This is a genomic window from Pseudomonas sp. B424 (assembly GCF_055408345.1).
Genome location: NZ_JBUZTL010000030.1, coordinates 1 through 16,922 on the forward strand (window position 1 = coordinate 1; position 16,922 = coordinate 16,922).

Below are 16,922 nucleotides of genomic sequence, written 5' to 3' on the forward strand. Positions count from 1 at the left end.
TCCTGCATCATGGCCATGATGCTACGGCTACCGGGAGCACTGCGGCCTTGGGTGAACAACTCGCTCACCCGACTGCGCAATCGAAGGCGTTCTACATCCACCTTGCACAGCCAATCAATCGGCTCGTGGATGCTCAACTGGTCAATCAGCGCGAACGCTCGAGATCTTCCGACATCAAGAGCGCGGTGGCCTTTTTTAAGATCGATTTTTCCCGCTCAAGGCGAGTAATTCGGGCTTCCAGCTCTTGGATTTTCTGCTGCTCCGGGGTCAGCGCTTTGCTCTGCGGGGTGACGCCCGTGCGTTCTTGCTGCACCTGGTCGACCCATCGGCGCAAAGCCGACTCGCCGACACCAAGCGAGCGGCTGGCCTCAATGAAGCTGTAATCCTGCTTGAGAACGAGGTCGGCAGCCTCGCGTTTGAATTCAGGGGAAAAGGTACGGCGTTGTTTGGTCATCTGACACCTCGTTCTGGCGAGCATTCTCGCCTAAATGGGTGTCCGGTTTCATTAGACCACTACATTCCGAGCAGTCAATGTTCGTGCGAACTTTAGGAAATTCCCTACATAAATTCTTTTATCCGCTTGCTAGCGTGATCGGGATTTTAAGTTTGCTCCGGTCACATCTGGCCAGAGAGCCTGTGTTGTCTTCTCTCTCAGCTTAAGGATAAGCGTATGTTCGCGCCTGCCAATACTGCGCACTTCGCGTTACTCATTCCCGCTGTTCGCAATGATTTCAAGGTGCTGGCCTTTAAGGGCACTGAAGCCATCAGCAGCTTGTATGCGATCCAGGTTGAACTGGTCAGTGAGTCCCCTGATTTCGATCTAGAAAGCCTGCTCAGTCAGTCAGCATTCCTTCAGTTCGGCCTGAATGGCGAAGGGATTCATGGACGCATCGAGGATGTGTTGGTGGGGGACGCCGGTACACGCCTGACCCGCTACCACCTGACTTTGGTGCCCGCGCTGCACTATTTGCAGTTCAGCCATAACCAGCGGATTTTTCAGCATCTGACGGCGCCGCAAATCATCGCCCAAGTACTCAAAGGCCACGGCATCCTGGCCGATGCCTATACATTCCATGTCAGCAGCAGTCCCGAGCGCGAATACTGCACGCAGTATGGGGAATCCGACTACGGGTATGTCCAGCGGTTGTGCAGCGAGGACGGGATATCGTGGCACCACCAACACGATCAGGATGGTCATCATCTGGTATTTACTGACGACCAGACCTATTTCCCCAAGTTGGGCGAAACACCGTATCAGCAAGGTTCTGGCCTGGCGGCGGATCACCCGGTCATCAGCCAGTTCTCTATGCGCTTCAGCACCCGAACCAGCACGACCACGCGACGGGCCTATGATCTAAAACGCCCAAGCCTGTTGCTGGAAAGCCAATTCACCGCAGAGTTCACACCGGCACTCGAAGACTACAGCTACCCGGTGCTGATCGAGAATGAAAAGCTCGGCAAACAGCTTGCCCGACAAGCCCTGGAGCGGCACCGCGCTGACTACCAGTTGGCCGAGGGCAAAAGCGACCAGCCGAACCTGCGCAGCGGTCACTTCTTCGACCTGACCGAGCATCCGCGTCAACAATGCAACGACCTGTGGTTGTTGCTCACTGTGACCCACTCAGGCAAGCAGCCCCAAGTTCTGGAGGAAGCGATCACCAGTGACGTCAACCCCGACGACGGCTTCACCCAAGGTTACCGCAACAGCTTCAGTGCGATTCCCTGGGACGTGTTCTACCGTCCGCCGTTGGTGACGCGTAAAGCGGTGTTGGTCAGCCAGACGGCCCGCGTCACAGGCCCTGCGGGGGAAGAAATTTTCTGCGATGAATATGGTCGGGTGAAGGTTGAGTTCCACTGGGATCGCGCCGAACTGGGCAGCGACAAAAGCAGTTGCTGGCTACGCGTGTCGAGCAGTTGGGCGGGTGAGAACTTCGGTGCGGTGACCATCCCGCGCATCGGAATGGAAGTGGTGGTGACCTACCTGGAAGGCAATCCTGACAACCCGTTAATCACGGGGTGCGTGCCTAACAAGGTCATGCCTGTGCCGTACCCATTGCCCGCGAACAAAACTAAAACCATGTTGCGCAGCCACAGCTCGCCGCGCACTGGCGGCTACAACGAACTGTCGATTGAAGACCGGGCGGGGCAGGAAAAAATCTACCTGCGTGCCCAGCGCGACATCGAGCAATTGGTCCTCAACGACAGCGACACCAAGATTGGTAACGACCGACGCGAACAGATAACCCGCGACAGCCACAGCCTGATTGGCAATGATCGTTTTGAACAAGTCGACAAGAACAGTTCCAGCTTGATCAAGGGCGATGAACTGCACACGACCCAAGGTCTGCGCAACACGGTGATTGGTGGTAGCGAACTGACCAGTATTACCGGTAACAGCAGCACCATGGCAGACGGTACGGTGGTGATTCAGGCCGGGGCACACGCTCACGTCACCGCCACCAATGTGGTGGTCGGTGCCGGCATGAGCCTGACGCTCAGCGCGGGCGGTCACCACATCGTCATCACCCCTGCGGGGATTTTCAGCAGCGTGCCTATCGTCCAGGGTGGCGCACCTATGGTGGGGGTTCCTGCGCAGCAGGCCCTTTCGGTCATACCTGTGGTCGCCGAGGCGTTGGTTGCGCCGTCACTGGCCACGCAAACATCTGCGTTGATTCAGGCCGCACGTCACGCCGCACCGGTCTGTGCGGTGTGTCAAAAACTAGCGGAGTTGAATGCATGAATCAGGCTTATCTACTGCTGGATGGTGCTCAGATCGACAACCTGTCCGAGCGCCTGCTGGATCAGGGGAAAAATACTAAGTTTCAGCCGCTGTATCAGCACACTACCTACAACGAGTTGGCGGATATTGGCCCGATACTGGTGTCGGTTTTTCCCGGCAGCCCGTTGGCCCGCATCTTTGCACAGGAGTGGAGTGCAACGGCGGGTATCTGGTTGGAGTCAGAGGCGGGTGAAGACGTTGTATTTCAGCACCTGCGCAGCCTGATTCACGCCCGCGTAGAGGGCGATGCCACAGTCCTTTTTCGTTACTACGACCCCCGTATCACGCGTTTGTGGCTGACAGGTCTGGAGCCCCAGGCGCGTGATCGATTGATGGGGCCAATCCGACGTATTTTGCTTCCGGAATTGGCTCACAGCTCCGGATTTATTCGTCAGGAAAACCCTGAGCAGCCCGTCGCGCAGTATACGGAAAAGCCTTGGTTATGCCTTACCCCAGAACAACTGGCTCAGTTGAGCGAAGCCAAGCGGCTACGTCTTGCCCAGCAGTTGATCGAACATTGTCAGCAGCACTTCCCTCAATGCCTGCAAGGATTGGATCACGCCGCACAGCAGCAGTGGGTCACAACCTGTCAGCTCAGCGCTGAACGGCAAGGCTACTCTGCCGCCGATGAAGTCACTCGCTGGGCCAGCTTTCACGCCTTACTAGGTAATGACTTTCCTGACGCTCCCGGCCATGCCGTTTACCGACAGATTCTCACCGAACCTGGGGTTTTACCTGAGCAACGCCTGGACAACCTGAGCGCTGAACTAAAGCGTCAGCAACTCACCGATAAGGAACTATCCGTATGAGTGCTGAAAAACTGGCCATGGTTGACCAGTTGGCTCAGGCAGACCGAGCCGCCACGGGGATACCACACGAAGATATCAACAGTTCAATTACGCCCTGCCAAGCCCGCCAACCCGACATATTCGTAGTGCCTGTGCGGTATGCCCTGGCGGAAGAAAAAGCCGCCCATCCTTGCTGCGTGCCCGGCGCTACTACCCAGAGCCACCCTATGGCGGCACGCCGCCTGCGGGGAGGTTTTCTGTACTTGTGGCAAGACAACGGTCCTCTCAAGCGCTATGCGATCGGGCCGAATGGTTTGCTGAGTGAGCAAGCGCTGGAAGCCGATGCCACCGTTGTGCTGGATGGCACCCTGACAGGTCTGGCCCTGAAGAAAATCTATGACGCCTGGATGCTCTATAGCGAGTTTCCACTGAATCCGGAACACTGCAAGGCGCTGAGCGACAGCAGCGCCAAACGCAGTGCGCACATGCGCCACGTCGCCTTGCGCACCGTGGCCAACGAGCTACAAGCGCCTCATTGCCCACCGCTGGTCAAAGCCGATCAGGTCATGGCCGAACTCATCCCGGCCATCTATGCCCGGTCGATGAAGGCTGACCAACAACGGGGCGGTGATGATACGGATGCACTGGGTGCGACCGCGGTGAAAGACCCAACGACCCCGAACATCAATGCCTACACCGAAGCGATGCACCGTTCTCGTGAACGGGAAAAGGTCATCGCCCAACACCCCGACGCCAGCGATGAGCCTCCGGGCGAGTGGAGTGCCGAACGGTGGGAGGGTCAGAGCACTCAGGATTGGCTGGAAACCGCCAAAGCGCAGGCCAAAGATTTGTTCCCGGTCTTCGCGTGCCTGGATGATGACTTGGGTGTACTGCGCGATATCAACCACGAGCAAGAGTGGGTGGAAGCGCGCCACGAACAATGGATCGGTGACAACAATCTGCGCCTGAGTATCGGCGGGTTTGTTCGCAGCCTGATCAGCGAAGATGGGGCTGAACTGGCGGGCACTCTCAGCTATCGCTACAAAAGCCGTGACATCACCCTTACGCCTGAGCAGGGTAAGGTCATGCTGGATGCTCAGCACAAACTGGATGATGCGCTCAAGGATGAAACCCAGGCCCGTCAATACGGCGGTCAGCCGAGCGCGAGCGAAGCCTCCGCCCGTGATGCGCGAATTGCCAGTATCGTTGCGCCCGTACGGGCCTTTATTCCGGCTGATTTGTACAACGAGGCAGAGTTCGTGGTACGTGAGTACCGTGCCGAAAAGCAGGCCAACCTCGACAACGATTTCCTCAGTGCCAAGGTCGGCAAGTATATCGATCTGACAGCGATGAACACCTGGCTCGATACCACCGCGCCAGCGCATTTCCAACACATCGAACAACGCCATAAAGCATCGTTTACCGACCGAGGCGTGTACCTCAAGCGTTCAGTCAGCGGCACCTGGTTTGTCGATTACTATGACCTGGACACTCGGCACTGGTTAACCGAACTGGCCACCGGTTGCCTTACCGCCCAATGCATTCGAGCCCAGGGCGCCGAACAATACGCCGACTACGTGCGGGCAGCTGATGGCGGCGCACTGACACAATTGTTCCGCGCCTGGACGCCCTCGCTCGATGCGGGCATTAACAACACCACTCGCCTGGGCGAGCTGATGGCCGCACTGGCCGCCGAGAATATCGCGGCTACCCATCAGGCACTTGCGCCACTGGCCGCGCCAATTCTGGATGACCTCGCGAGCATGGCCCGAAATACCCATGGCGCATGGAGCGTGCTGGTCAACCGTCTGGCTGCGTCGTTACTGTTGCTCAAAGGCGGAACAACCTTCAGCAGTGCCTGGCTGGGCGTCTTCGTTGCTGCTCGTCTGGGCAGCGAGGCCCGTTTACAGTCTGTAAGCGAGGGTGGCACTCAAGTCTGGAGATTACTGGGCCAACAAGCGGAAGGGCTGACCCAATGGGCCCGCACCACGGGGGAAGCCATAGGCGTCGGACGCGTGTCAGGCATCGTGAACTCCTCCTTTGTGACCAATAGCGGCGGGGTCGTGCCACTGGCGGCCTTGCTGCTGAACACGCTCAATGCGAGTAACTACTTGAGTCAAGTCGGAGCCGTGGAGGGGATCGACAGCCAGCGCGTCAACGATACGGTGTCTGCGTCGTTGTATGCTGCGGCCGCGTTGACGGCGGTGATTGATAGTCAGGTGCGGCAGGGGTTGGGGATTAGGGAACTTGGTAAAGGGCAAGCAATGGCTCCAACCCTCACCCTGTTTGGTGGGGTGATTGGTGGATTGTCGTTCGTTGCTGCTGGAGCGGAGTTTAAATCCCTGCAAAAACAGATGGAAAGCGCGCAATCACATATCGATCCGTGGCTGGAGATGCGCCAGGCTGTGGTTGGTGGACAAATAGCGGCTTATGGTAGTCAGGCTCTGTTGGGGGCTACCTACACGATGAGAACCTTAGCTGGACTGGTGGAAGTCGAAACCGCCATCATGCGTTACTCGCTGTGCATGGGCCCCTTGAACTGGATCATGTTCGTGCTGGGCGTGCTGTACCTGATCACCTGGTTCTTTCAGCAAACCCCACTGCAAAACTTCCTCAACTATTGCTGCTGGTCAAAATCCCGGGCAGGGAATTTAGATCCTATCGCGGCCAAGGCCCAACAAGACGAACTCAACCAACTGTACGGCATCCTGTATACCCCCCGCGTCAGCGCAGAAAGCAGCTCGGTGATGGTCGGTTCCAGTGGTCCTTCCGGGCTAGCCTTCCAGAGCGCCATCAATGCCCTGACCATCGACTTGCCCGGCGCCGAACCTGGCAGTGCCTATCTGGAACTGAGCATGGTCGGCGATCCGATCGACACTCAGGCGTCTCGCGACCTGATCAAAAACAGCCCGTACTCCGCCTATAAACCACCTCGCCCATGGCGGGATATGGCACCTCACTGGCTGCCCGGCAGCACCTGTCGCTGGATCCCAGCCAACGAAGGCCAAGGTTTACGCCTGAGCGGGCCCTTCAGCTCAGTGCAGGGAGTCCTCAGCGCACCACCCAGCACGGTCTCCCTGCGCTTGCGGTATCGCACGCCATTGACCGCGCTGCTAGGCGCCCGCAACTTTATCGGCGGCGAACGCGGTGTGGCCTTTACCGTGAGTGGCAGCGGGGACGTGATTGCCCTGCGGGACGATCCGACACCGGAACTGGATCGTGTGCCAAGCTACCCGCTCCACAGTGAGCGTTCATGCTCTACTTACCTGCAACCTAAGGACAGCGCATGAGTACGCCACCGGCAGGCACCACGAAAAAACGGATGTTTTCGCGCAATGACTACTTGGCGCCGTTGCCCATTCCCACCGGTGAAAAACCCTCGGATGTGCTCAACACCATTTGGCGCAAGAACGAGGTGTTCCTGGACATTGGTAACTACAGTATCGGCTCGGCGGTGATGGTGCTGTGGCCGATGGTAATGCTGTTTTTGGGGCTGGCCTTTGCGTTTAGAAATATTGCCCCCGATCTCAGTGTGTTTACTCTTGTCGGAGGCGGAATCATCATTGGGATTCCCACGCTTTTTCTAATTCAAGGCCTATTTCGCGATGTCCCCTTGCCCGTGCGCTTTAATCGGCAACGCCGCGAGGTGTGTGTGCCACGAGAGGATGGCGAGTACTGGATTGTCCCTTGGGAAGGCGTGACGGCGGCGGCCACGCAGCAGTCGTCGGTGAGTCAGGCGGGTAAAGCTACGATGGGCTTATTGATCATAGGCTTTGACAATCCTGACCCGCAGGCCAAGGGCGATAACAAGCATTTTTGGTTCGGGTTTAACTGTGGTGGCGGCACCACGGCCATGGCGTTGTGGGAGTGCACACGTAGCTACATGGAAATAGGGCCGGACGCCGTACCTGATAGCCGAGTAGGCATTGCCCCATATGAGAAAACGCAAATCGGATCGCTCGTCATCGATCTGCGTAAGAAAGACCTGATAGGTGTTGTATGGGGGATATTCTGCATTACGATTTTGGGAACCTATTTCGCGGAAAAATTGCAGAACTTTAAATTGTCTTACCCGCCTGATCTGCTTTACCCCGACATCATCGAATGGTCCAGGCCGCTACCACCCGAGCAATGGGCCAAACGATCACCGGAGTTGGAGGACGCCATCGCAAGACGTGAAGCGGAACTGGCCGTGCAACCCAAGGACCGCGCATGAGTACGCCACCGGCAGGCACCACGAAAAAACGGCTGTTTTCTCGCAATGACTACTTAGCGCCGTTGCCCATTCCCACCGGAGAAAAACCCTCGGATGTGCTCAACACCATTTGGCGCAAGAACGAGGTGTTTCTCGATATTGGCAACTACAGCATCGGTTCGGCGGTGATGGTGCTATGGCCGATGGTGATGCTGTTTGCATTCATGGGATATCTGTTCAGAAATGATCATGACGATATGCACATATTTGCGATCATGACTACCTTCATCATTGGGATTCCCACGCTTTTTCTAATTCAAGGCCTCTTTCGCGATGTGCCTTTACCGGTGCGCTTTAATCGGCAACGCCGAGAGGTGTGCGTGCCACGAGAGGACGGCGAATACTGGATTGTCCCCTGGGAAAGCGTGACGGCGGCGGCCACGCAGCAGTCGTCGGTGAGTCAGGCGGGTAAAGCTACGATGGGCTTATTGATCATAGGCTTTGACAATCCTGACCCGCAGGCCAAGGGCGATAACAAGCATTTTTGGTTCGGGTTTAACTGTGGTGGCGGCACCACGGCCATGGCGTTGTGGGAGTGCACACGTAGCTACATGGAAATAGGGCCGGACGCCGTACCTGATAGCCGAGTAGGCATTGCCCCATATGAGAAAACGCAAATCGGATCGCTCGTCATCGATCTGCGTAAGAAAGACCTGATAGGTGTTGTATGGGGGATATTCTGCATTACGATTTTGGGAACCTATTTCGCGGAAAAATTGCAGAACTTTAAATTGTCTTACCCGCCTGATCTGCTTTACCCCGACATCATCGAATGGTCCAGGCCGCTACCACCCGAGCAATGGGCCAAACGATCACCGGAGTTGGAGGACGCCATCGCAAGACGTGAAGCGGAACTGGCCGTGCAACCCAAGGACCGCGCATGAGTACGCCACCGGCAGGCACCACGAAAAAACGGCTGTTTTCTCGCAATGACTACTTAGCGCCGTTGCCCATTCCCACCGGAGAAAAACCCTCGGATGTGCTCAACACCATTTGGCGCAAGAACGAGGTGTTTCTCGATATTGGCAACTACAGCATCGGTTCGGCGGTGATGGTGCTATGGCCGATGGTGATGCTGTTTGCATTCATGGGATATCTGTTCAGAAATGATCATGACGATATGCACATATTTGCGATCATGACTACCTTCATCATTGGGATTCCCACGCTTTTTTTAATTCAGGGCCTCTTTCGCGATGTGCCTTTACCGGTGCGCTTTAATCGGCAACGCCGAGAGGTGTGTGTGCCACGAGAGGATGGCGAGTACTGGATTGTCCCTTGGGAAAGCGTGACGGCGGCGGCCACGCAGAAGTCGTCGGTGAGTCAGGCAGGTAAAGCTACGATGGGCTTATTGATCATTGGCTTTGAGAATCCTGACCCTCAAGCCAAAGAGGAGAACAAGCATTTTTACTTTGGCTTCAATTGTGGCGGTGGCACCACGGCCATGGCGTTGTGGGAGTGCATGCGTAGCTATATGGAGATTGGGCCGGACGCTGTTGAAGATCAGACGGCACGCTTCGACAGATCTAAAGGAATATGGGCTACCTACCTGGACGACCTTATCAAGGCTGCGAAGTTGAGAGGCTGGTTAATAACTGCTTTGTGGGAAGGCTTCTGCGGGATTTTTATTTTTAATACGCTACTGATAGATGTCCTTGAACGCTGGAAACTGAACCCGCCACCCGACCTGCCATATCCCGACATCATCGAATGGTCCAAACCGCTGCCGCCCGAGCAATGGGTCAAGCGTTCCCTAGAGTTGGAAGAAGCCATCGCCACGCGTGAGGCAGAATTAGCGGCGCAGACGGCACGAGAACGAGCTTGATGTTGAGCTGCCGGACTTTTGCTGCCTTCATACTGGAAAGTTGATTTTCTATTCCTAACCCATGGCCACTGGCAGCGCGGTGTTCGCGTTTCTGTGGGCCGGGAAGAAACCATGATGCCAACTCGCTCGATACCGCCCCTGTCGGGGCAAGATGAGTTACCAGACTACGATGTTTGTTTGCCGGTCAATCTGCGTCCTGTGGCGGATATGTTCATCCGCCATCTCCATGAGCTGCCCTATCAGCAGCATCGATGCTGCCCGCACTGCGACAGTTCCAATGTGTATTTCTCAAAAGGTGCGCAACCAGGATTTCGCCTGCCGACTTATAGATGCCGTTCCTGCCGTAAGGGCTATAACAGCTTGACCGGAACGCCGTTTGCCCGACTGGAACATATGCACCTGTGGTCAACCTTTGCGGTTTACCTGCTGGCAGGTTGGCCCGGCCCAACTGCTGCACCGCTCATTGGCATTTCCTGTAACGCGTTTTATCGCTGGGTACGTGCGGCCAGGGAGGTTATGGCGCAGGAGTTCCCTGAGTTGCATCAGTGGTGGTCCGCCCGGCAGGATCGCCAAAATCTGCAACCGGCTGAGCAAATAGATAGTCAGCGGCAGGCGGTCATTGGCTGGCTCAAAAGCATGTTGACGATCCAAACGGCGACTTGCCCAAACTGCGGCTCGACGAATACCCGACTTGTCGAGAAAAGTCGGCCTCGACCGACGTTTCAATGTTGGCGACGTCAATGTCCGAGCACTTTTTCTCTGTTAGCGGGCACAGCTTTAGCGCACTTGGGCCACCCGGAACTCTGGGTGGAATTCCTTCAAGGGGTCTTGGATGGTCTGGGGGGGTATGACCTGAAGCGGCGTAGTGGTCTTTGTCTAAGAACGAGCATTCAATGGCGGCGGCGGTTTTTGTTGCTGATTGAGGAACAGGGGTACGTTGAGTTGCTTCAGTGGATCAAATGGATACGTAGTCGTCGCCACAAAGAGGCGATGCAACTTTCCCGCGAAGGGCTACGCCTGGACATGGCCAAGCGTTCTGTCTACCTGCAAGCGGGTTGTTGATATTGTGGAGTGATTTTTTTCGTCCTAAAATGGGGCGATTTTGTAACAGAAACTCAGTCACATAACCCTCGGCCTAGTATTTATGGGCTTGCAAGGCGAGTAACACTAAATTTTGATTACCTTTTTCACGGAAAAACTTGTCCCCGGCTCCAGCCCTGTGACATAGCCCTGGCCTTGGGTATCAGTGTTTTTCCACAAGGAAAACACGGGCAGAGTCTGAGTGTTGAAACCGACCGAAACCCCCAGGCTGCCGGCCTTGTTATGCAATACGGTCAACGTGTCGCCCTTGGCATCGGCATACGGCACCACGTTGTACACCGTTTCGTCGTAGTCCTTGGTCGGTGCGCGGTAGGTTTGCCAGTCGGGCAGATCGCCCTTGGCCTTGTCGTTGAACGGCGATACCTGTTTCACCGGCGCAACGAAACGAGCGCCCTGCTCCAGGAACGGGGTGCTGAAGTTGCTGTGATACAGCGCCTGGTATTCCTTCGGATAGTCGCCGTTATTGGTCAGGGTATCGCGGAGGGCGAACACTACGCTGCCGGGTTCGGTGACCAGTTCGGTCGCGACGGAGAAGTCGACCTTCTTGAACGCCTGCTCTTTCAGTTCGCCGCGCAAGGTGATGGCGTACGGTGGTTTTTCATCGATGTGCAGGGTGACCTTGTTCGCAGGAATGTTGGCCGCCCGACCGTGCAGGGTCAGCAGTTCGCCGTTGTCGACGCCGGGGTGGCCAACCCATTCGTATCCGCAGCGGGCGACCAGTTCATTGAAACCCTCAAGCCAGCCCAGACCACCACGGCCATTTAGTTCTATGAAGGACGGATTGACCACTTCCTTGACCGGCGAATCCCAGCCCATGCGCACACTACCGACCGAGGCCTGCAAGACGTTCATTCCGCGAGTCGGCACTACCGAGAGATTCATCGTACCGTTATCGATGTCGACGATGCTGACACCCTCCTGTCGACCGCCGTGCAAGGTGCGCAGGGTGACGCTGAAGGGTTTGTCGGTTTTTACGCCGAGTTGCTGGCTGGTGATCTGCCAGTTCTGGGCGGCCTTGTCGGTGTCGAGCAGAACGTAATCCCAGGCCATGGCGTGGGAGGCAGCGGACAGTGCGCTGAGGGCAACAAAGAGTTTGAGCGGGGTCATGGCAGCAGCCTTTCTTGGAGTTGTGCCTTTTTATAGTCTCGAAGAAACGTTTCAGCAAGCTTCAAAAGCGACATAAAGCCGGCAAGTTCCAAGAAGCATTTTGCACAAACCGGAAATCGAGTCGATGCCATCACCCGCAAGCTACCTCCCACATTGGACCGAAGGTGAACACGAGCCCAGAGCAAAAGCGGTCACTCGAGTTGGGCTCGCTTCGTCCATTTACAGGCTATTTTTAAAACTCTCTGCCCCGGCATCAACGCCATCTCCCGCCCTGAATCGAGGACATCCTCCGGGGGACCGTTAACTTGACACGCAAAACGATAAATGACCCAACCGGCATCAGATTTATGCCTTGGACAAAACATATGGAAATACGTATATTTGATTATCCATATATTTAAAGCGCACCCCCATGATCATGCCCCCCGAAGTCTTCAAGAGCCTGGCCGACGAGACCCGCGCCCGCGCCATCCTGCTCATATCCGATCAGGGTGAACTCTGCGTCTGCGAGCTGATGTGTGCCCTCGGCGACAGCCAACCGAAAATCAGCCGCCACCTTGCACAGCTTCGCAGCAATGGTTTGTTGCTCGATCGCCGTCAGGGCCAGTGGGTCTATTACCGTCTCAACCCCGCCCTGCCGGATTGGGTTCACGAGATCCTGAAGGTGACGTTCAAGGCCAACGCCGACTGGCTCAAGGACAACGCCGCCCGCCTGCGGAACATGGATGGCCGCCCTGTGCGCGAAACCGCCTGCTGTTGAACCCTGATCGAGCGAGCCTTCAATGTTTGTCGCAGTTGCCGTTTTCGTCTTCACCCTCGTTCTGGTCATCTGGCAACCCAAAGGCCTGGGCGTCGGATGGAGCGCCACCCTCGGCGCTGTGATTGCGCTGGCAGCCGGTGCCGTATCGCTGCAAGACATCCCCACCGTGTGGGCCATTGTGTGGAACGCAACCGCCACCTTCATCGCGGTCATCATCATCAGTTTGCTGCTGGATGAAGCAGGTTTCTTCGAGTGGGCCGCCCTGCACGTGGCGCGCTGGGCAAAAGGCAGTGGCCACCGGTTGTTCGCGTTTTGCGTGCTGCTGGGGGCGGCGGTGTCGGCGGTATTTGCCAATGACGGCGCGGCGCTGATCCTCACGCCCATCGTCATGTCGATGCTGCTGGCACTGCGCTTCTCACCGGGCGCGACCCTGGCGTTCGTCATGGCTGCCGGTTTCATTGCCGACACCGCGAGCCTGCCGCTGGTGGTGTCCAATCTGGTCAACATTGTGTCCGCCGACTATTTCCAGCTGGGCTTCGCCGAGTACGCGTCGGTGATGGTGCCGGTGAGTCTGGTCAGTGTCACGGCAACCTTGCTGGTGCTGTTTGTCTACTTTCGCAAAGACGTGCCGCAACGCTACGCACTGGATGCGTTACAGGAACCCAAAGCCGCGATTCGCGACCGCGCCACCTTCATCGTCGGCGGCTGGATGCTGCTGATACTGCTGGTCGGGCTTTTCGCCCTGGAGCCGCTGGGCATCCCGGTCAGCGCAGTGGCCGCAGCCTGTGCGGCAATCCTCTTTGCCGTCGCCGCCAAGGGCCACAGAATCTCGACTCGCCGCGTGCTGCGCGAAGCGCCGTGGCAGATTGTGGTGTTCTCGCTGGGCATGTACCTGGTGGTGTATGGCCTGAAGAATGCCGGGCTGACAGATCTGCTCGCCCAGTTGCTCAGCCGCCTGGCCGCACAGGGGCTGTGGACTGCCACCCTGGGCACAGGCCTGTTGGCGGCGCTACTGTCGTCGGTGATGAACAACATGCCCAGCGTGCTGATCGGCGCACTGTCGATCCAGGCCAGCGACGCCCAAGGGCTGGTTCGCGAAGCGATGATCTACGCCAACGTCATCGGCTGCGACCTCGGCCCGAAAATCACCCCCATCGGCAGCCTCGCCACACTGCTCTGGCTGCACGTGCTGGAGCGCAAAGGCATGCGCATCACGTGGGGGTATTACTTCAAGGTCGGCATCCTGCTGACCCTCCCGGTTCTGTTGATCACCCTTTCGGCCCTGGCCCTGCGCCTGAGCCTCTGATACCCGCCAAAAGCGGCAGGAGCAACCCATGCGAGTCCTGTTCATGTGCACGGCCAACAGTTGCCGCAGCATCCTTTCAGAAGCCATGTTCAATCACCTGGCACCGCAGGGTTTCGAGGCGGTGAGTTCCGGGAGTTTTCCCAAAGGCCAGGTGTTGCCCCGCAGCCTGTCCACCTTGCAGCAGGCCGGGATCTCGATTGACGGCTTGTACAGCAAAGGCAACGACGCGTTTGAAGGCAACCCGCCGGATATCGTGATCACCGTCTGCGACAAGGCCGCCGGCGAAAGCTGCCCGGTGTATTTCGGCCCGGCGCTGAAAGCCCATTGGGGGCTGGAAGACCCGTCTGGTGTGACGGGTGACGAAGCGGCGCTTGACGCTGCCTTCCGCGCCACGCTGGCGCGTATCGAACAACGCTGCAAAGCCTTTCTCGAACTGCCCTTCAACCGTATCAGCCGCGACGAGCTCAAAACCGGGCTCGATCGCATCGGCCTGCTTTAAGGAGAATTTATGTCTGAGCATCTACCCAATCTGGACCTGAGCCTGTTCGATGGCGCGCAAGCTTCGACGCCAAGCCCGCACAAGCCGCGCATCCTGTTGCTCTACGGATCGACCCGCGAACGCTCCTTCAGCCGCTTGCTGGTGGAAGAGGCATCGCGCTTGCTTGAGCACTTTGGCGCTGAAACACGCATCTTCAACCCGTCCGGTTTGCCGTTGCCCGACGACGCCCCGGTCGATCATCCCAAAGTGCAGGAGCTGCGTGACCTGGTGTTATGGTCGCAAGGTCAGGTCTGGTGTTCGCCGGAGCGCCACGGTTCGATGTCGGCGGTGTTCAAGGCACAGATCGACTGGGTTCCCCTTGAACTCGGCGCGGTTCGCCCCACCCAGGGCAAAACCCTGGCGGTGATGCAAGTGTGTGGCGGCTCGCAGTCGTTCAACGTGGTCAATCAACTGCGCGTGCTGGGACGCTGGATGCGCATGTTCACCATCCCCAATCAGTCTTCGGTGCCGAAGGCCTACATGGAATTCGACGAGGCCGGCCGGATGAAACCGTCGCCGTTCTATGACCGCGTCGTCGATGTGATGGAAGAACTGGTGAAGTTCACCGTACTGCTTCGCGACCGACAGGAGTTTCTGGTGGATCGCTATTCGGAGCGCAAGGAATCGGCAGAGCAACTGATGGCGCGTGTAAACCAGCGTTCTATCTAAGCGGACGCCATCTGCAGGGCCGGGCAGCCTGTAGTATCGTAGGGCCATCCAATCAGGGACGTGCCATGGCTACCTCTATTGCTAACAACGTGCAAAAACGCTTGGCGGTACTCATCGACGCCGATAACGCTCCGGCAGCCAGAAGGTTTTCTTCAGCGCAATACAGGGAGTGACATGGGCATTTTAGATCGGTTGTTTGGTGGGCGCTTTACCATGCCTCCACCCGAGGAAACCAACCTTAGCGCTTCAGCCATCATGAAAGAGATGCGGCCCGAACGACTCGATCCCGCCCAGAAAAAAGCACTCGAGGCTTTTACCCGGGCGCTGGTGGATGTAGTGCCGGAAAAGGAAGGCGCCCGACTCGTCAGGCGCGTCATGCGCAGGTACGCGATGGGAGATGACCCAGCCACTGCCCTCACGGAAGGTTTTTTGAATGACTCAAAGGGACAAAAGCCCGAAAACCTCGTACTGCTTAGCCTCGACTGGAAAGGCTATGACGTTTTTGAGTATCAGGTTCCCCTACTGGTCAGCGCCAGTGGCTTGAAAGAACCCTACGTCTTCGTGCGGGAAGAAGCGTCATCAATGCCGGAGGTTCTTAACCACTTTGACCAGTGGCTGGCACGGTTTGGTAAACGTTATCTTCACCTGGACTCCGGAGGCGACAATTACGACGGTTTCATTGTTGACGCCAATCGGCTGGAAAAGACTATTGAGCTGGCTGGACGTGCTGGAATCAAGGTCAGTCCTGAAAACTTCTAGGGGTGCTGATCCTCTCTGGGGACATCTATGAGCACCTGATCTACGATGGTCGACGGTCGAGCCACGCTTGACCGAACGCACCCTGGCCATGAACGGGGCCTCCAAGGCCTGCACCATGAGCAGTTGGCGCATTGGCTTCGCTACCGGGCTGCGCTTCGATGCCTTTTTACCCGGTACATATCCCCGTCGGCATGGCTGAGCAGTGTGTCAGCGTCCTCCCCGTCCTCGGGATAAATGGCCACGCCGATGCTGCAGGACGGCATTGTGATGCCGCCAAACTCAAGCCCCAGGGGCTCGGCCATGACCGCGACAATCTGGGCCACCTTCTCGGATATCTCGCCCGGGGAGCGGATATCCGTCAACAGAACCGTGAACTCATCACCGCCCATCCGGGCTACCGTGTCAGTCTCACGTACGCACTCTTCCAGCCGGCGCGCCGCCACGCAGAGCACACGATCGCCCACCGCATGCCCATAAACGTCATTGATGTCCTTGAAGTCATTGATGTCCAGAAACAGTAACGCCAGCGCGCTTTTGTGCCGGCGTGACGTGCGCAGGGCCGAGTCCAGTCGTTCATTGAACAGCGAGCGATTGGTCAGTTTGGTCAGCGGGTCATGATGGGCGAGGAAACGCAACTCATCTTCGGCCTGCTTGAGCGCCGTCACGTCCCGCGCGACACCGATCCGCGCGCCCACCTCCCGGGCCCAGAAGGCAGCCCACAGGATATGCACGATGCTTCCATCCTTGCGGATATAACGGTTGCGGAAATCGACGTGGGCCTGACCATTCATGACCCGGACAATGGAGGCCCGCGTGACCGCCAGGTCGTCAGGGTGCATGTAGTCAGTGATCGTGGTTCCCGTCAGTTCGACGGCCCGGTAGCCAAGCAACGCCTCACAGCCATCACTCACAAATGCAATCTGGTTGTCGCTGTCGACCACAAAGACCGTGTCCAGCATCAAGTGGATCAACTTGGGATAAAGCGCTTGCAGGTCAACAGGCATAAGGCTTGAACGTCCGGTTGATAAATCGTCT

The 16,922-nt window shown here is 57.3% G+C and carries 13 protein-coding genes and 3 pseudogenes; 13 read left to right on the top strand and 3 right to left on the bottom strand.

All coding sequences use genetic code 11. The features are described from left to right. Nucleotides 1–454 (bottom strand): annotated as a pseudogene (locus tag ACZRMS_RS23195) (transposase); the annotation flags it as partial. Nucleotides 455–670: 216 nt separating this feature from the next. Here ACZRMS_RS23195 and ACZRMS_RS23200 point away from each other — a divergent pair. The 7 genes from ACZRMS_RS23200 to ACZRMS_RS23230 all read left to right on the top strand — a co-directional run bounded on the left by ACZRMS_RS23200 (nt 671) and on the right by ACZRMS_RS23230 (nt 10,709). Further along, a complete protein-coding gene (locus tag ACZRMS_RS23200) occupies nt 671–2,740 on the top strand; it encodes a type VI secretion system Vgr family protein (protein ID WP_463997246.1) in 2,070 nt (689 codons plus the stop codon). Beyond that, nucleotides 2,737–3,588, top strand: coding sequence for a DUF4123 domain-containing protein (locus tag ACZRMS_RS23205; protein ID WP_463997247.1), 852 nt, complete (start codon nt 2,737–2,739; stop codon nt 3,586–3,588). The genes ACZRMS_RS23200 and ACZRMS_RS23205 overlap by 4 nt, the downstream gene beginning before the upstream one ends. After that, nucleotides 3,585–6,857: a toxin VasX gene (locus ACZRMS_RS23210; RefSeq protein ID WP_463997248.1), complete on the top strand. Its 3,273-nt coding sequence runs from the start codon at nt 3,585–3,587 to the stop codon at nt 6,855–6,857. Before ACZRMS_RS23205 ends, ACZRMS_RS23210 begins: the two co-directional genes overlap by 4 nt. Then, nucleotides 6,854–7,783, top strand: a complete 930-nt coding sequence (locus tag ACZRMS_RS23215; protein ID WP_463997249.1) for a hypothetical protein — start codon at nt 6,854–6,856, stop codon at nt 7,781–7,783. Before ACZRMS_RS23210 ends, ACZRMS_RS23215 begins: the two co-directional genes overlap by 4 nt. Then, entirely contained in the window at nt 7,780–8,706 is a 927-nt protein-coding gene (locus ACZRMS_RS23220; protein ID WP_463997250.1) for a hypothetical protein, read from the top strand. The genes ACZRMS_RS23215 and ACZRMS_RS23220 overlap by 4 nt, the downstream gene beginning before the upstream one ends. After that, nucleotides 8,703–9,647 (top strand): hypothetical protein, encoded by a 945-nt coding sequence (locus tag ACZRMS_RS23225; RefSeq protein WP_463997251.1) that lies wholly within the window; start codon nt 8,703–8,705, stop codon nt 9,645–9,647. Before ACZRMS_RS23220 ends, ACZRMS_RS23225 begins: the two co-directional genes overlap by 4 nt. A gap of 111 nt (nt 9,648–9,758) precedes the next feature. Then, the gene (locus ACZRMS_RS23230) at nt 9,759–10,709 is read left to right on the top strand and encodes a transposase (RefSeq protein ID WP_463997252.1); all 951 of its coding nucleotides are present in this window, start codon (nt 9,759–9,761) and stop codon (nt 10,707–10,709) included. 120 nt (nt 10,710–10,829) lie between these two features. Here the strand turns inward: ACZRMS_RS23230 and ACZRMS_RS23235 are convergent. Beyond that, nucleotides 10,830–11,855: pseudogene (locus tag ACZRMS_RS23235) on the bottom strand (aldose 1-epimerase family protein); the annotation flags it as partial. Between the two features lie 412 nt (nt 11,856–12,267). Here ACZRMS_RS23235 and ACZRMS_RS23240 point away from each other — a divergent pair. From ACZRMS_RS23240 to ACZRMS_RS23265, 6 genes and pseudogenes are all read left to right on the top strand, one after another. Beyond that, complete coding sequence (locus ACZRMS_RS23240) at nt 12,268–12,615, top strand: metalloregulator ArsR/SmtB family transcription factor (RefSeq protein ID WP_463997253.1); 348 nt, start codon at nt 12,268–12,270, stop codon at nt 12,613–12,615. Nucleotides 12,616–12,637: 22 nt separating this feature from the next. Further along, entirely contained in the window at nt 12,638–13,921 is a 1,284-nt protein-coding gene (locus ACZRMS_RS23245; protein ID WP_463997254.1) for an arsenic transporter, read from the top strand. A 28-nt stretch (nt 13,922–13,949) separates the two neighbouring features. Continuing rightward, nucleotides 13,950–14,420: an arsenate reductase ArsC gene (locus ACZRMS_RS23250; protein WP_463997255.1), complete on the top strand. Its 471-nt coding sequence runs from the start codon at nt 13,950–13,952 to the stop codon at nt 14,418–14,420. A gap of 9 nt (nt 14,421–14,429) precedes the next feature. Beyond that, nucleotides 14,430–15,128: an arsenical resistance protein ArsH gene (gene arsH, locus ACZRMS_RS23255; protein ID WP_463997256.1), complete on the top strand. Its 699-nt coding sequence runs from the start codon at nt 14,430–14,432 to the stop codon at nt 15,126–15,128. A gap of 174 nt (nt 15,129–15,302) precedes the next feature. Continuing rightward, a complete protein-coding gene (locus ACZRMS_RS23260; RefSeq protein WP_463997257.1) occupies nt 15,303–15,887 on the top strand; it encodes a DUF6630 family protein in 585 nt (194 codons plus the stop codon). Nucleotides 15,888–15,889: 2 nt separating this feature from the next. Further along, a pseudogene (locus ACZRMS_RS23265) lies at nt 15,890–16,044 on the top strand (aspartate transaminase); the annotation flags it as partial. Here the strand turns inward: ACZRMS_RS23265 and ACZRMS_RS23270 are convergent. Continuing rightward, nucleotides 16,028–16,891 (bottom strand): diguanylate cyclase domain-containing protein, encoded by an 864-nt coding sequence (locus ACZRMS_RS23270; protein WP_463997258.1) that lies wholly within the window; start codon nt 16,889–16,891, stop codon nt 16,028–16,030. The pseudogene ACZRMS_RS23265 and the gene ACZRMS_RS23270 overlap by 17 nt on opposite strands. Nucleotides 16,892–16,922 lie beyond the last annotated feature (31 nt).

Excerpts from the sequence above, each read along its gene's own strand:
- ACZRMS_RS23270 (WP_463997258.1), bottom strand. The coding sequence starts at position 16,891 with ATGCCTGTTGACCTGCAAGCGCTTTATCCCAAGTTGATCCACTTGATG.
- ACZRMS_RS23215 (WP_463997249.1), top strand. The coding sequence starts at position 6,854 with ATGAGTACGCCACCGGCAGGCACCACGAAAAAACGGATGTTTTCGCGC.
- ACZRMS_RS23200 (WP_463997246.1), top strand. The coding sequence starts at position 671 with ATGTTCGCGCCTGCCAATACTGCGCACTTCGCGTTACTCATTCCCGCT.
- ACZRMS_RS23250 (WP_463997255.1), top strand. The coding sequence starts at position 13,950 with ATGCGAGTCCTGTTCATGTGCACGGCCAACAGTTGCCGCAGCATCCTT.
- ACZRMS_RS23245 (WP_463997254.1), top strand. The coding sequence starts at position 12,638 with ATGTTTGTCGCAGTTGCCGTTTTCGTCTTCACCCTCGTTCTGGTCATC.
- ACZRMS_RS23260 (WP_463997257.1), top strand. The coding sequence starts at position 15,303 with ATGGGCATTTTAGATCGGTTGTTTGGTGGGCGCTTTACCATGCCTCCA.
- ACZRMS_RS23205 (WP_463997247.1), top strand. The coding sequence starts at position 2,737 with ATGAATCAGGCTTATCTACTGCTGGATGGTGCTCAGATCGACAACCTG.
- arsH (WP_463997256.1), top strand. The coding sequence starts at position 14,430 with ATGTCTGAGCATCTACCCAATCTGGACCTGAGCCTGTTCGATGGCGCG.
- ACZRMS_RS23225 (WP_463997251.1), top strand. The coding sequence starts at position 8,703 with ATGAGTACGCCACCGGCAGGCACCACGAAAAAACGGCTGTTTTCTCGC.
- ACZRMS_RS23220 (WP_463997250.1), top strand. The coding sequence starts at position 7,780 with ATGAGTACGCCACCGGCAGGCACCACGAAAAAACGGCTGTTTTCTCGC.
- ACZRMS_RS23230 (WP_463997252.1), top strand. The coding sequence starts at position 9,759 with ATGATGCCAACTCGCTCGATACCGCCCCTGTCGGGGCAAGATGAGTTA.
- ACZRMS_RS23240 (WP_463997253.1), top strand. The coding sequence starts at position 12,268 with ATGATCATGCCCCCCGAAGTCTTCAAGAGCCTGGCCGACGAGACCCGC.
- ACZRMS_RS23210 (WP_463997248.1), top strand. The coding sequence starts at position 3,585 with ATGAGTGCTGAAAAACTGGCCATGGTTGACCAGTTGGCTCAGGCAGAC.